Source organism: Skermanella aerolata KACC 11604, from assembly GCF_000936425.1.
Taxonomy (GTDB): domain Bacteria; phylum Pseudomonadota; class Alphaproteobacteria; order Azospirillales; family Azospirillaceae; genus Skermanella; species Skermanella aerolata.
The window spans coordinates 87,846-102,765 of sequence record NZ_AVFK01000011.1; the positions used below are offsets into that span (position 1 = coordinate 87,846).

Genomic DNA, 14,920 nt, shown 5'->3' on the forward strand with positions numbered 1-14,920 from the left:
GCGCCGATGGTGGGCCACGGCCCAACCTACGAGTCCCGACGCTTGTAGGTTGGGCCGTGGCCCAACACTTCCCGAGCGCAGGCTGGTCTGATCGACCCCGACATAAGAACAAAGAAAAGGGAGATACAGTTAAAATGGACGAGCATCTGGTCCAAGCAGCCCTCAACTATCATCGCTTCCCCAGTCCGGGAAAGATTTCGATCACGCCGACCAAGAGCATGGTCAATCAGCGGGATCTGGCGCTGGCCTACTCGCCCGGCGTCGCGATCCCCTGCATGTCGATCAACAAGGACCCGCTGGAAGCGCTGAACCTGACGTCGCGCGGCAATCTGGTGGCGGTCATCAGCAACGGCACCGCCGTGCTGGGTCTTGGCAATATCGGCGCCCTGGCGAGTAAGCCTGTTATGGAAGGCAAGGGCTGCCTGTTCAAGAAGTTCGCCGGGATCGACGTGTTCGACATCGAGATCGACGAGACCGACCCCGAGAAGCTGGTCGAGATCATCGCCAGCCTGGAGCCGACCTTCGGCGGCATCAACCTGGAAGACATCAAGTCGCCGGAATGCTTCTACATCGAGACGAAGCTCCGCGAGCGGATGAAGATCCCGGTCTTCCACGACGACCAGCACGGCACCGCCATCGTCACGGCGGCGGCCGTCATCAACGGGCTGAAGGTCGTCGGCAAGCGGATCGAGGACGTCAAGCTGGTGTGCTCCGGCGCGGGTGCGGCGGCGCTCGCCTGCCTCGACCTGCTGGTGAACCTGGGCTTGAGGAAAGAGAACGCCTTCGTCACCGACAGCAAGGGTGTCGTATACCAGGGACGCACTGCGTCGATGGACGACAACAAGGCCCGCTACGCCCAGGCGACCGAGGCGCGGACCCTGGCCGACATCATGCCCGGCTGCGACATCTTCCTCGGCTTGTCGATGGGTGGCGTGCTGAAGCCCGAGATGGTCAAGGGCATGGCGGCCAAGCCGCTGATCCTGGCGATGGCCAACCCGGAACCGGAAATCCGCCCCGAACTGGCGAAGGAAATCAGGCCGGACTGCGTGATCGCGACCGGGCGGTCTGACTATCCCAATCAGGTCAACAACGTCCTGTGCTTCCCCTTCATCTTCCGGGGTGCGCTGGACGTGGGCGCCACCACGATCAACGAAGAGATGAAGATGGCGGCCACGCTGGCGATTGCCGCCATCGCCGAAGCCGAACCGTCCGACGTGGTGACATCCGCCTATGGGACGCAGGAGCCGTTCGGACCGGAATACCTGATCCCGCGCCCGTTCGACCCCCGCCTGATCACGACGGTCGCTCCGGCGGTCGCCGAAGCCGCGATGAAGACGGGCGTCGCCACTCGGCCGATCACCGACATGAGGGCCTACCGGCACCAGCTCGCCAGCTTCGTCTACCGGTCGGGCACGGTCATGCAGCCGGTCTTCGCGGCGGCGGCCGAAGTCAACAAGCGGGTCTGCTACGCCGAGGGCGAGGACGACCGCGTACTGCGCGCGGCGCAGGTGGTGGTCGACGAGAACCTGGCGCGACCGATCTTGGTCGGCCGCAGCCACGTGATAGCACAGAAGATCCATGAGCTGGGCCTGCACATCCAGGCCGGCAAGGACTTCGACGTCGCCGATTTCGACGACGACGCGATGATCGACGACGCGGCCGAGATGTACTACCAGCTTCGCCGCCGCCGGGGCTTGGCGCGCAACTACGCCGTCGCGGAGATGCGGCGGAATTCGACCCTGATCGGGGCGGCGCTGGTGCGGCAGGGCAAGGCGGACGGGCTGCTGTGCGGGACTTCGGGGCCGTATTCCGCGCATCTGCAATATGTCGCCGATGTCATCGGCTTGCAGGAGGGTACGCGGAACTTCGCGGCGATGAACCTGCTGATGCTGCCGGGGCACACGCTGTTCATCTGCGATACCTCGATCAATGCCGATCCGACGGCGGAGCAGATCGCGGAGATCACGCTGCTGGCGGCGAAGGAGGTCCGGCGGTTCGGCCTGACGCCACGGGTAGCCCTGCTGTCGCATTCCAACTTCGGCAGCGCCGACACGCCGTCGGCGATCAAGATGCGGCACGCGCTGGGCTTCATCCAGGGGATGGCGCCGGACCTCGAGGTCGATGGCGAGATGCACGCGGATGCCGCCCTGTCGAAGCCGACGCTGGACCGGGTCATGCCGGACAGCAACCTGACCGAAGAGGCCAACCTGCTGGTCATGCCGAACCTGGACGCCGCCAACATCACCTTCAACGCGCTGAAGGCGGTGGCGGGGCAGGGCATCACGGTCGGTCCGATCCTGCTGGGCGCCGCCCAGCCGGTCCACATCCTGACGCCCACCAGCACGGTGCGCCGGATCGTCAACATGACGGCGCTGACCGCCGTGGATGCGGTGGTGCAAACGGGCGACATGCAGTTGGCCAAGGCGGCCGAATAGCGGAGCGGCTTTCACAGCCGCTTGCGCGGCGGGAAAGGAGACGACCATGCAAGTCTCAGGAGGTGCGGCTTCGGCCGCACCGACCCACCACAAGAAGCTCTATCAGCACCTCTATTTCCAGGTCCTGTGCGCCATCGTCCTTGGCGTGCTGCTGGGGTATTTCTACCCGCAGCTCGGCGAAAGCATGAAGTGGCTGGGCGACCTGTTCATCAAGCTGATCAAGATGCTGATCGCCCCGATCATCTTCTGCACCGTCGTCCACGGCATCGCCAGCATGGAGGACATGAAGAAGGTCGGCCGGGTCGGCGTCAAGGCGCTGATCTATTTCGAGGTCATGACGACCCTGGCGCTGATCGTAGGATTGGTCGTCGTGAACCTGTGGCAGCCCGGCGCCGGCATGAACGTCGATGTCGCCTCGCTCGACACCAAGGCGATCGCCGCCTACACGTCGAAGGCCGCCGAACAAAGCACCATCGAATACATCATGCATATCGTGCCGAGCACGGTGGTCGGCGCCTTCGCCGAGGGCGAGATCCTTCAGGTGCTGTTCTTCGCCCTGCTGTTCGGCTTCGCGCTGTTCAGCCTGGGTGAGCGCGGCAAGCCGCTGCTGGGCATCATCGACCAGACCGCTCATGTCTTCTTCAAGATCGTCGGCATCGTGATGAAGGTCGCTCCGATCGGCGCCTTCGGCGCGATGGCCTTCACCATCGGCAAATACGGCGTCGGCTCGCTGCTGTCGCTCGGCCAGTTGATGCTGGCGTTCTACACAACCTGCCTGATCTTCATCTTCCTGGTGCTGGGCACCGTCGCCCGGCTGGCCGGGTTCAGCATCGTCAAGTTCACCAAGTACATCAAGGAAGAGCTGCTGATCGTCCTGGGCACCTCGTCGTCGGAATCGGTCCTGCCGCGCATGATCGCCAAGATGGAGAACCTGGGCTGCGACAAGTCGGTCGTCGGGCTGGTGATCCCGACCGGCTATTCTTTCAATCTCGACGGTACCTGCATCTATCTGACGATGGCCGCCATCTTCCTGGCGCAGGCGACCAATACCGACCTTACCCTCAGTCAGGAACTCGGCATCATCGGCGTGCTGCTGCTGACCTCCAAGGGCGCCGCCGGCGTCACCGGCAGCGGCTTCATCGTGCTGGCGGCGACGCTGGCGTCCGTCGGCACCATCCCGGTCGCCAGCATCGCGCTGATCCTGGGCGTCGACCGCTTCATGTCGGAAGCGAGGGCGCTGACCAACCTGATCGGCAACGGCGTCGCAACCGTCGTCGTCGCCAAGTGGGAAGGAGCACTCGATACCGCCCGGATGCACAGCCACCTCAACAACGAGACGGACGCCGAAGCCGACGATCCGGAATCGGTGCTGATCGAGGAAGAGGAAGCCATCGGGATCGGAACGGCTTCGCAGGCAAGAACCTGAACCGCCGGAAAGGCAGGCCATGTCGAACGAAACAGTGGCTGAAAGAGCGGTGACCGCGGAAGCGGTCGCCGACGAAACAGGGAAAAGCGACAATCGAACATCGGCGCGCGACACACTACATCACATCGTCATCGTCGGAGGGGGTGCCGCCGGACTGGAATTGGCGACAGGACTGGGCGACAAGCTTGGCAAGCGCAAGAAGGCCGACATCACGCTGATCGAGCGGTCGCGTACCCATCTGTGGAAGCCGCTGCTGCACGAGGTCGCGGCTGGGAGCATGAACGTCGACAACCACGCGCTCGACTATCTGGCGCAGGCCCATTGGCATCATTTCCGCTACCGCTACGGCGAAATGATCGGGCTGGATCGGGCCAAGCGCGAGGTCTGCCTTGCCGCCACCCACGACGACGAGGGCAACGAAATCACGCCGGCGCGGTCGTTCCGCTACGATACGCTGGTGATGGCGGTCGGCAGCACCGCCAACGATTTCGGCACGCCGGGGGTCAAGCAGTTCGCGATCCCGCTGGATACCCTGGCGCAGGCGGAGCGGTTCAACCGCCGTCTGGTAAACGCCTGCATCCGGGCGCACGCACAGGCGGAACCGGTCCGTCCCGGCCAGCTCCATGTCGCGATCATCGGGGCGGGCGCCACGGGGACGGAACTGGCGGCCCAGCTTCACCGGACCACGCGGCAGGTGGCGGCCTTCGGGCTGGACCGGATCGACCCGGACCGGGACTTCCGCATCACCCTGATCGAGGGGGCGCCCCGCATCCTGCCTGCCCTGCCGGAGCGGATATCGGAAGCGACCGCCGGCCTGCTGGGGAAGCTGGGCGTCGATATCCGGGCGGGAGCCAAGGTGACGGAGGTCCGGAAGGACGGCGTCGCCCTGGCCGACGGCGGCTTCATCCCGGCGGAGCTGGTCGTCTGGGCGGCAGGAGTGAAGGGTCCGGATTTCCTCCGCGACCTGGACGGGCTGGAGGTCACGAGGAGCAACCAGCTCGTCGTGGCGCCGACGCTCCAGACTACCCGCGACCCGGATATCTTCGCGATGGGCGACTGCGCGTCCTGCCCTCGCGAGGGCAGCACCGCCCCGGTCCCGCCGCGCGCCCAGGCGGCCCATCAGCAGGCGACCCACCTGCGGAAGCAGTTGCGCAACCGGCTGGAGGGCAAACCGCTGAAGCCGTTCGTCTACCGCGACTTCGGCTCCCTGGTGTCGCTGGGGAAATATTCGACCGTCGGCAACCTGATGGGCAAGCTGGTCGGCGGCAACATGATGATCGAGGGTTACTTCGCCCGCATGATGTACGTATCCCTCTATAAGATGCACCTTATGGCCCTGCATGGATCATCCAAGGTTGCCCTTGAGACGGTCGCGCGGACCATCGCCCACCGGACCGAGCCAGCGGTGAAACTCCACTGAACCGGTCCCAATAAGCGGTCCTCATTGGCCGAGGACCACTGGACGAAAACTCGAAAAGGAAGGAATAAGAAATGGCACGCGTAGCAGTCGTCACCGGAGGAACCCGCGGTATCGGCGAGGCGATCTCAATTGGCCTGAAAGAGGCCGGCTACAAGGTCGCCGCCGTCTATGCCGGCAACGATGAAAAGGCCAAGGAGTTTTCCGAACGGACCGGCATCGCCGTCTTCAAGTGGGACGTCAGCAGCTTCGACGCCTGCAAGGAAGGCTTGGCGAAAGTCGCGGCGGAACTGGGTCCGGTCGAGATCGTCGTCAACAACGCCGGCATCACCCGCGACGGCGTGCTGCACCGGATGACCTTCGAGCAGTGGAACGACGTCATCGCGACCAACCTGACATCCTGCTTCAACATGTCCCGCAACGTGATCGACGGCATGCGGGAGCGCGGCTTCGGCCGGATCGTCAACATCGGCTCGGTCAACGGTCAGGCCGGTCAGTACGGTCAGGTCAACTACGCGGCGGCCAAGTCCGGCATCCACGGCTTCACCAAGGCGCTGGCCCAGGAAGGTGCCGCCAAGGGGATCACCGTCAACGCGATAGCGCCCGGCTATATCGACACCGACATGGTCCGCGCCGTTCCGGCTCCGGTTCTGGAGAAGATAATCGCCAAGGTGCCGGTCGGCCGTCTCGGCAAGGCGTCCGAAATTGCGCGCGGTGTGTTATTCCTAGTGTCCGACGACGGCGGGTTTGTCACCGGTTCGACCCTGTCGATCAACGGCGGCCAGCACATGTATTGACCGGTTTCCTGTGAACCACGGCCCGAGGCGTCCCGCGTGGCGCTTCGGGCCGATACAATAACAACGTCCCGTCGAATTCAAACGGGGCTGATAATGGAGGGTATTTCATGGGCATCGAAAAGATGGCGGAACAGCGCGTCCGGGAAGATCGGGAGCCCGCCGTCGAGCCGCCCAGGCCGGATACGGCCCTGGCCGTCTGGATGTCCTGGATGGAATCCAGCTTCGGCCACGCCCAGAACTGGATGAGCAGCGCCGAGCCCTGGTGGAAGGTGACGCCGGACCAGATGGCCGGCAACATGATGTCGGCGGGGAGCAGGCAACTCAACGAAATGCTCGCCCGCGACCCGCTGTTGCGCTCGATCGACCAAATGTGGAACGCCAACCCGTTCCGCGAGATCGTGCCGGTCGACTGGGCGGAGATCGCCCGCGCGCTGCGCACCGTCTGGATGCTGTCGCTGGCCAAGCCGGGCGAGAGCATGCAGTCGGCGGCCGAGCTGAACACCAAGATGTGGCAGTCGGCGATCGACAACTGGAACGAGGCTGGGCAGCGCTGGCTGAGCTTCGCAGGGCAGCAGCCCGCCGATGGCGCCAAGACGAAAGGCGGCGACAAGCGGTTCGCCGCACCGGAATGGCACTCCAACCCGGTCTACCGGACCCTGAAGGAAATGTACCTGCTGGCGTCCGACTGGCTGATCAAGCACGGCAAGGATGTCGAGGGCCTCGACGATGCCGAGCGCCAGCGCCTGAACTTCCACCTTCAGCAGTTCGTCGACGCCATGAGCCCGACGCTGCTGCTGGTGTCCAACCCTGCTGCCCTGCGGAAGGCCCTGGAGACGGGCGGCGCCAGCCTTGCCGCCGGGGCGCAGAACCTGCTGAGCGACCTGAAGGAAGGCCGACTGTCGATGGTCGATACCACGACCTTCGCACCAGGCCGCAACATAGCGACGACCCCCGGCAAGGTGGTCCTGCGCAACCGCCTGATCGAGCTGATCCAGTACGAGCCGACGACGAAGACGGTCCACGCCGTACCGATCATGATCATGCCGCCGTGGATCAACAAGTACTACATCATGGACCTTCAGCCCAAGAACAGCTTGGTGAAATATCTGGTCGACCAGGGCTTCACGGTCTTCATGGTGTCGTGGAAGAATCCCGACGCCTCGATGGACGAGATCACGTTCGAAGACTACATGGACTTGGGCCCGCTGGCGGCGAGCGACGCGATCCGGGACATCACGGGCAGTGCCACCGTCAATCCGATGGGCTACTGCATCGGCGGCACGCTGCTGATCTCGACCCTGGCCTGGCTGGCGACGCAGGGGGACAAGCGGTTCAACTCGGCCACATTCATGGTGTCGATGCAGGACTTCTCGAAAGTCGGCGACACCAGCATCTTCATGGGTGAGGACAAGATCGACTTCATCGAGCAGCAGATGCTCGAACGCGGCTACCTGGACAGCCGCGAGATGTCCAACATGTTCAACCTGCTGCGTTCCAACGACCTGATCTGGGCCAACGTCGTCAACAACTACCTGATGGGCGAGAAGCCGCCCGCCTTCGACCTGCTGTACTGGAACAGCGACGGCACCCGCATGTGCAGGGCGGCCCATAGCTGGTACCTGCGCAACACCTATGTCGAAAACAACCTGATGGTGCCGGGCAAGGTGATGCTGAAGGGCGCTCCGATCGATCTCGGCGACGTCACCCAGGACGTCTACGCCGTGGGGGCGGAAAAGGACCACATCGTGCCGTGGGAAGCCGCGTGGCGGATCAACCAGCTCGTCAAGGGCGACGTGCGCTACGTGCTGGCGTCGAGCGGGCACATCGCGGGCATCATCAATCCGCCGGGCGGACGGGGAACCTACTGGATCAACGAGTCCGGCAAGTCCGCCGCGACGCCGCAGGAATGGCGCGAAGGCTCCACTGCCCATGACGGGAGCTGGTGGAAGGACTGGACCGCGTGGCTGGGCAAGCATTCCGGCCGCAAGGGCAAGCTGCCGGGCATGGGCAGCGGGACTTACCCGATCGTCGAGGACGCACCGGGCAGCTACGTGCTGGAGAAATGATCCTGTGAAGCCCGGTCTCCCGTAACAGGGAGACCGGGGTCGTTTTCGGCGTTACGAGCCGCCGCTGCCGGCGGTGGTCGACGACGTGGTGTTGGTCTGCGCCGTCTGGGTAGTCGTGGAGCCGGAGGAACTGGACGCGCTGGCGCTCTGGGACCACGAGCAACCGCCTTCGCCGGCAAAGGCCGGGGCAGCGGCGGAAACGGCAAAAGCGAGGGCCGTCGCAGCAATTACTGTACGCATCTTGGGCACTCCATCGCTGTAAAGTTACCCTCAACTAGCTGAGGCGGCGACGGCGCAAGTCAACCGTTCAATCCGCCGCCTGGGCGGTTTTCGGCTGGGCCGCAAAATTGTCATCGACCCAGCCGCCGATATGGCGAGCGACCGACTCCCAGCCCGGCTGAAGCATCATCGAGTGGCCCATGTCCGGAAAGAACGTGGCGTCGGTGCGAAACGCCCAGGCGGTGGCGTGCACCTGATCCGGCGGGAACAGCAGGTCCTTTTCGGCGCCGAGCACCAGGACAGGTAGTTTCCGCTTAGGCAGGGAAGGAAACGGGATCCAGCCGCCGATATCCATCAGCACGCGACGGGACTCCTCCTGGACACGCCCCTCAAGGCGGGCGGCTTCGTCCCGTGGCATGGAATCCGAGAACATGGCGCGGTACAGCGCCTCGAAACCCATCGACTCCATCCCGAACATCATCATCTGTGACATCTTGTGGAACACGAAGGGATCACGCCACGCCAACCCCAGGGTGGAGGCCATGAGACCGTGCGGCGGAGCGGACGCCATCAGAACGCCGCCGGGCAGGTCATGGCTTTGCGCCAGCGCCCGCTGCACGACGATGCCACCCATCGAGTGACCGATCAGCACCGGCGGGGCGGAGCATCCTTCGGCGGCCTTGAGGACATCGTCCACATAATCGGCGATGCCGAAATTGTGCAGGCTGTCGCGCCCTTCACTCCGGCCATGTCCGCGAAGCGAGACCGCATGAGCTTCGTAGCCACGCGCGGCGAACCACGGCAGGAACTTCTCGGCCCAGATCCAGGCGCCGCAGAAAGCGCCGTGGACGAACAGGAGGGGTGTGGGTCTGGCGGGACCGGAGGGCGAATGGGAGATGATTTCCAGGTTATGCATCGAGCTTTTCACTGAGGGTAAAGTTTTGGGAGGGCAAAGATCTGGTTGGAGAGCGACTTAGCGGGAGGAAAGGCGAGATCAAAGTGAATTCTTTGCCATTGGTTGACGTAATTTGAACAATGGCGCATTATATAATTCGTCAACCCATCGAGAGAATGCAATGGCTTCGGCACCTCCGAACCATCATGAAGGCAAGCCGGAAGCCGCCGTGATCGAATTCAGGGATGCCTCCGGGCGGACGCGCACCTGGAACATCGCGGCCCTGGGGCAAGCTCAGCGGGCGTTCCTGACGCGGTCGGTCGGAGCGCTCACACGTATGGCCGGGATGGGCGAAGAGGCAGCGATGCGGGCACTCGAAGCTCCGACCGATGTCGGCACGCTGGCCTATGCGGTATCGGCGGCAGCATCCGCTCCGGCGGTTGCCCAGCTCGATCCGGAAGCGGCCCTGCTGGCGGCAGGGGCCAAGCTGAAATCCGACCTGCTGGAGCGGGCAGGGGGAACGCTTGGGGTAGGGCAGGTGGCATCCCTGCTGCGGATATCTCGCCAAGCCGTGGACAAGCGGCGGAGAGCCGGCAAGCTGATCGTGGTCCCGGCCGGCGAGGATTACGTCTATCCGGCGTGCCAGTTCACGGAACAGGGGATAGTCGCCGGTTTGGACAGGGCGCTTGGAGCGATGCCGATCCAGGACCCCTGGATGCGGCTGGAATGGCTCCTGACGGAGGACGACGCCCTGGAAGGAGCTAGCCCTTTGGCCGCGCTGAAGTCGGGTGCCCTTGATGAGGTGATCGGGCTGGCGGCGGAGCATGGTGGTGAGTAGGGCAGGACCGGAGATGGCGCCGGGACCGACGGCGGCACTGGCGTCGATCCCGCTTTGCCAGCGCCTGAGCAGTCCGGCCATGCGGACATTTCTTAATATCGCCGATCAATGGCAGCTGAGTGAGGACGAGTGGTTGATGGTCCTCGGCCTGCCTGGGCGACAGGTCTATCTCAGCTGGATATGCACGGCACGAACAGGTCAAATTTTGATTTTGCCGACCAACGCCTTGCTCCGGCTTTCAGCCATCTTTGGTATCTATAAGTCCCTCGGAATTCTATTCGGTATCGGTCATGATGCCTCGGAGTGGCTACGTAGCCCACACCATGCACCGACCTTTGGCGGAAAGGCGCCGATGGATTTGATCGTTAGCAAGAACCAGGACGGAGCCGTGCTTGTCCGCCGCTACTTGGACAATTTTCTATGCGGTCCATCCGATCTCAATGATCAGGATTTTACCTCATATTCCGATGATGACATCGTGATTGCTTGATCCAATTTTCCAATCGGCTAGCCGGAACGAAATAAAAAGCTCTGCCAGACCCGAATAAGGGACTCTTTTCATACCCTATTATTGAGTCTATCAACTGTATGTCTTCCGAGACCAAGAAATATTCGGAACGTTGTGCAGCGCAACATGTTTGTGCATATGCGACAACGCACTGGAGCTGATCTCCGGCGCTCACTGCCTTTTTCTCAAACCGTCACATGGAATTACACATGACCACCTCCATCATTGGACTTTTCGAAAATGGCGATATTGCCCGCAAGGTCGCCGATGCGCTGATCGAAAACGGTATTGAAGAAGATGTGATCGCCATCCTGGAGGGTGTCGCCGCCTCCGAGATTTCCAGCAGCCTGATCGAGGCCGGCTACAAGGAAGAACAGGCGGAGCGCTACGCCAAGGCGATGCACGACGGCGGCGCCCTGATCGTGGCGGAAGCCCCGGACGACGAGGCGGACGGCGCACTGGACACCATGCGGAGCTTCCATGCCCTGACGCCCGAGGCTCTGACGGAACTGCTGGAAAAGCGGAGTTCCGAAGAAGCCGCCAAGGCCAAGCCGAAGGCCAAAGCCAGGGCGGTCGAGGCCGAGCCGGCCGCACCCGAGCGGGGCAAGTCCAAGCAGGCCGAAGAAGCCGAGACCCAGTCGGCGCAGGTGATCGAGGAGGAACTGGAAGTCGGCGTGGCCCGCACAACGGGGGGCAAGCGCCTGGAGGTCTCTGTCAGCGAGCGGGAAGTCCAGGAAATCGTGACGCTGCATTCCGAGACGGTTGAGGTCGAGCGGACCAAGGCCCGTCGGACGCTGAGCCCGGAGGAAGCGGACAAGGCGTTCCAGGAGCGTACGATCGAGATGGTCGAGATCTCCGAGAAGCCGGTCGTTTCCAAGCAGGCCCACGTGATCGAGGAAGTTTCCCTGAACAAGAAGTCGGGCGAGCGCGAAGTCGTCGTCAGCGGCACGGTCCGGCGCCAGGACGTCACCGTCGAGGATATCGACGGCAAGTCGAACGGCTCCAGGAAGTCCAAGTAAGCGGGATTCGACGAGCAGTATTGAACGGAACCGATGCGGAGCCCGTTCCCGCATCCAGAACACCTGACATACCGGAGAGTTTAAGTGAACGGCTTCCGATCAAGCGTTTCGCAAGCGGCAGGCCTTATGAAAAAAGGCTCGCCGGTATCGCGGACCCAGAAGATCCTCGCGGCTTCGGCCGCCGCCCTGGCGGCTACCGCCGTCTACAATGTCCTGCGGACACGCAAGGTCGAACACGACCATCCGCCTAGCGGCCGGTTCATTACCGTGGACGGCGTCAAGCTGCACTATCTGGAAAAGGGCGAGGGGCCGCCCGTCGTGCTTATCCACGGCAACGTCGTGACCGCCGAGGACTTCGTGCTGAGCGGCGTGTTCGACCGGCTTGCGCGGAACCACAGGGTCATCGCGTTCGACCGGCCGGGCTACGGCTACAGCGAGCGTCCGCAGGGATCGATCTGGACCGCGATCGAGCAGGCCGATCTGCTGGCGGAGGCTTTCTTCCGTCTCGGCATCGAACGGCCGGTCGTCGTCGGCCACTCCTGGGGTTCGCTGGTGGCGTTGGAACTGGCGCTCGGCCAGCCCGACGACGTCAGCGGCCTTGTCCTGCTGGCCGGCTATTACAAGCCGACTGTCAGGATGGACGTGCCGCTGGTGGCGCCGCCGGCAATCCCCGTCATCGGCGACGTGCTGCGTTACACCGTCTCGCCGCTGATGGGCGCCGCGTTGATGCCGTTGAACGTCAAGGCTATGTTCGGACCGCTCGACGTGCCGGAACACTTCAAGCGGGAGTTCCCGTACGGCTTCCCCGTCCGTCCGTCGCAGATCCGCGCCGAATCGCAGGATGCCGTCACGATGGTTCCGGCGGTGTTCGGGATGGCGGATCGCATGCGTGAGCTGAACATCCCGATCGTGATCATGGCCGGCACCAAGGACATGATCGTGGACCACGAGGACCATGCCCGCTGGTTCCATCAGCAACTTCCCGGCAGCGTCCTGCGGCTGGTTCCGGGTGCCGGGCACATGGTCCATTACGCCGTTCCCGACGAAGTCGTGGAGGCGGTCGAAGCGGTGTCGGAACGGAAGTCGATGGCCGAAGCGCCGGCGCTCGCCGGCGTCTAACGCGCTTCAGCGGCTGGAGCCGGGCTTGAACCGCTCGGTCAGGCGGTGGCGGGAACCCGGATGGGTCAGACGGGCGAAGGTCACGACCTGATCGTCCAGGAACGTCCGCCGTTCCAGCAGCAGGCAGGCGGCGCCGGCCGGACACCCGAGTGCCGACGCCAGACCGGCGTCGGCGCTGATCGCCGAGATCGTGTGTTCGGCCTCCGTCCACGGCACATGGGAAACCAGCCAGTGGTTGGGGCTAACGTCGTCGAAGGGCAGGGTGGCCGCTTCCGGGACGGCGGTCAGGTTGATCCAGCGCTCCTCCAGTTCCACGATCTCGCCGTCGGCGAAGTGGCGGCCGACGACGCGGCAAACTTCTTCGTCGGGACCGATCCCCAGTCTGGTGGCGAGTTCGTGTCCGGGCTTGACGATGTCGCGGGAGATCCGCTCATACCGGTAATGCTGGCCACGGCTGGGAATGATTGTCGCCATGTCGACGATATCGAGAATGGCGGTAGGCGCTGGGGGAGAGGCCACGAAGCTGCCCACGCGGCGGTGCCGGGTAACGTAGCCTTCCTCCGCCAGTTCGCGAAGCGCCCGGTTGATCGTCATCCGCGATGCCTGGAAGTGGCGCAGCAGGTCGTGTTCCGGCGGTATCCGGTCGCCGGGCTTCCAGAGGGACTCGCGGATCGGGCGGACGATCGCCCGCTTGATCTGCTCGTAGAGCGGACCGGAGCCGTCGAGTTGCAGGGTCGCCTGCCAGTTCATCCGGCTGCTGCTCCCAGCGCTTTCGCATAAGCGGTCCTGATGCGGCCGCGGGCGATGTGGCGGCCCTCGGCTACGACGCGGCGGCCGGCGACATGGACGTCGCGAACGCAGGACTTGTCGCCGGCGAAGATCCAGCCGTCGATCATCCGTTCGGGCGGGCGGCCCGCAAGGGACGGGTGAGTTTCGTCCAGCACGACGAAGTCGGCGCGCTGTCCGGGCTTGAGACCGTCAACCGGCTGGCCAAGCGCCTGGGCGCCACCCGAAACAGCCGCGCGGAACAGGCTATCTCCCGTTGCGGCGCCGGGGGCGCACAGGATGTTGCGGCTACGCGAGGTCAGGCGCTGGCCGTACTCCAGCAGGCGCAGTTCCTCGGCAAGTCCTATGTGGATGTGACTGTCGGAACCGATTCCGAAACGTCCGCTGGCAGCCAGATAACGGGGGGCGTCGAAGATGCCGTCGCCTAAGTTGGCTTCGGTCTCCGGGCAAAGCCCGGCGACGGCGCCGGAACGGGCGAGCGCTTCAGTTTCCGACGGCGTCATGTGGGTGGCATGGATGGCGCACCAGCGGTCATCGACCGGTAGACTGTCCAGCAGGTATTCGACCGGCCGCCGGCCACTCCAGGCGACGCAGTCGTCCACTTCGGCGGTTTGTTCGGCGACATGGATGTGGACCGGACCGTCGGCTGCGAGCGGCAGGATCTCGCCTATCTCCTCCACCGTCACGGCGCGCAGGGAGTGGGGTGCGATGCCGATCCGGGCATTCGGGTGATGGGTCAGGTGCCGGCCGGCGCTCTCCATCAGGCGGGCGAAGCCGTTGATATCGTTGATGAACCGGCGCTGGCCTGGGGCGGGCGGAAGTCCGCCGAAACCGCCATGGGCGTAGAAGACCGGCAGCAGCGTCAGGCTGATGCTGGTAGCCGCCGCCGCCGCCACGATGCGTCCGGCCATCTCGGCGGAATCGTCGTAGGGACGACCGTGGGGATCGTGGTGGAGGTAGTGGAACTCGCCCAGCGTCGTGAACCCGGCTTCCAGCATTTCCGAGCAGACCAGCGCCGCAATGGCCTCGACATCGTCGGGCGTCAACCGGTCGAGGAAGCCGTACATGGTCTGGCGCCATGTCCAGAAGCTGTCCGCGTTGTCGCCGCGCTGTTCGGCCAGACCGGCCATCGCGCGCTGAAAGGCGTGGCTGTGCAAGTTCGCCATGCCGGGCACCACGACATGGCCAAGCCTCTGCGCCTCACCCGGCGACGCATCGGCGGTGATGCCGGAGATCACCCCCGACGCATCGACCTTGAACACCACGTCGCGAGCCCAACCATTGGCGAGCAGAGCGTTTCCGGCGAAAAATTCCATGGGGCTTCCCACGAGTTCTGGACACGAGCGGTTAAGCGGCGTTAATTGTATATACAATAACGGTTCACCAAAAACTACC

At 64.0% G+C, this 14,920-nt stretch carries 13 protein-coding genes; 9 read left to right on the forward strand and 4 right to left on the reverse strand.

What is annotated here, in order from left to right; genetic code table 11:
* Window positions 1-134: 134 nt before the first annotated feature.
* The 5 genes from N826_RS15355 to N826_RS15375 all read left to right on the forward strand — a co-directional run bounded on the left by N826_RS15355 (window position 135) and on the right by N826_RS15375 (window position 8,141).
* Window positions 135-2,435 carry an NADP-dependent malic enzyme gene (locus tag N826_RS15355; RefSeq protein ID WP_044430253.1) on the forward strand — a complete coding sequence of 767 codons (2,301 nt, stop codon included), beginning with the start codon at window positions 135-137 and terminating at the stop codon, window positions 2,433-2,435.
* Window positions 2,436-2,481: 46 nt separating this feature from the next.
* Complete coding sequence (locus tag N826_RS15360; RefSeq protein ID WP_044430254.1) at window positions 2,482-3,861, forward strand: dicarboxylate/amino acid:cation symporter; 1,380 nt, start codon at window positions 2,482-2,484, stop codon at window positions 3,859-3,861.
* A 19-nt stretch (window positions 3,862-3,880) separates the two neighbouring features.
* Window positions 3,881-5,281: an NAD(P)/FAD-dependent oxidoreductase gene (locus N826_RS15365; protein WP_084720775.1), complete on the forward strand. Its 1,401-nt coding sequence runs from the start codon at window positions 3,881-3,883 to the stop codon at window positions 5,279-5,281.
* A 71-nt stretch (window positions 5,282-5,352) separates the two neighbouring features.
* Window positions 5,353-6,075: an acetoacetyl-CoA reductase gene (phbB, locus tag N826_RS15370; RefSeq protein ID WP_044430255.1), complete on the forward strand. Its 723-nt coding sequence runs from the start codon at window positions 5,353-5,355 to the stop codon at window positions 6,073-6,075.
* Between the two features lie 107 nt (window positions 6,076-6,182).
* On the forward strand, window positions 6,183-8,141 hold the full coding sequence (locus tag N826_RS15375; RefSeq protein ID WP_211099294.1) for a PHA/PHB synthase family protein: 1,959 nt from the start codon (window positions 6,183-6,185) through the stop codon (window positions 8,139-8,141).
* Window positions 8,142-8,192: 51 nt separating this feature from the next.
* Here the strand turns inward: N826_RS15375 and N826_RS43060 are convergent, their stop codons facing one another.
* Together N826_RS43060 and N826_RS15385 are read right to left on the reverse strand one after the other, a co-directional pair.
* Complete coding sequence (locus N826_RS43060) at window positions 8,193-8,381, reverse strand: hypothetical protein (protein ID WP_147040641.1); 189 nt, start codon at window positions 8,379-8,381, stop codon at window positions 8,193-8,195.
* Window positions 8,382-8,448: 67 nt separating this feature from the next.
* Window positions 8,449-9,276, reverse strand: a complete 828-nt coding sequence (locus N826_RS15385; protein ID WP_044430259.1) for an alpha/beta hydrolase — start codon at window positions 9,274-9,276, stop codon at window positions 8,449-8,451.
* Window positions 9,277-9,436: 160 nt separating this feature from the next.
* Here N826_RS15385 and N826_RS15390 point away from each other — a divergent pair, with 160 nt between their 5' ends.
* The 4 genes from N826_RS15390 to N826_RS15405 all read left to right on the forward strand — a co-directional run bounded on the left by N826_RS15390 (window position 9,437) and on the right by N826_RS15405 (window position 12,739).
* Window positions 9,437-10,093 carry a hypothetical protein gene (locus N826_RS15390; RefSeq protein ID WP_052831336.1) on the forward strand — a complete coding sequence of 219 codons (657 nt, stop codon included), beginning with the start codon at window positions 9,437-9,439 and terminating at the stop codon, window positions 10,091-10,093.
* Between the two features lie 13 nt (window positions 10,094-10,106).
* Window positions 10,107-10,583 carry an MbcA/ParS/Xre antitoxin family protein gene (locus N826_RS15395; RefSeq protein ID WP_044430436.1) on the forward strand — a complete coding sequence of 159 codons (477 nt, stop codon included), beginning with the start codon at window positions 10,107-10,109 and terminating at the stop codon, window positions 10,581-10,583.
* Between the two features lie 227 nt (window positions 10,584-10,810).
* Window positions 10,811-11,620 (forward strand): YsnF/AvaK domain-containing protein, encoded by an 810-nt coding sequence (locus tag N826_RS40040; protein ID WP_052831340.1) that lies wholly within the window; start codon window positions 10,811-10,813, stop codon window positions 11,618-11,620.
* Between the two features lie 126 nt (window positions 11,621-11,746).
* A complete protein-coding gene (locus N826_RS15405; protein WP_044430260.1) occupies window positions 11,747-12,739 on the forward strand; it encodes an alpha/beta fold hydrolase in 993 nt (330 codons plus the stop codon).
* 6 nt (window positions 12,740-12,745) lie between these two features.
* On the opposite strand, the gene hutC is transcribed toward N826_RS15405, so the two are convergent.
* Entirely contained in the window at window positions 12,746-13,489 is a 744-nt protein-coding gene (gene hutC, locus N826_RS15410; RefSeq protein ID WP_044430262.1) for a histidine utilization transcriptional repressor HutC, read from the reverse strand.
* On the reverse strand, window positions 13,486-14,841 hold the full coding sequence (locus N826_RS15415; RefSeq protein ID WP_044430264.1) for a formimidoylglutamate deiminase: 1,356 nt from the start codon (window positions 14,839-14,841) through the stop codon (window positions 13,486-13,488). Before N826_RS15415 ends, hutC begins: the two co-directional genes overlap by 4 nt.
* Between the last annotated feature and the right edge of the window lie 79 nt (window positions 14,842-14,920).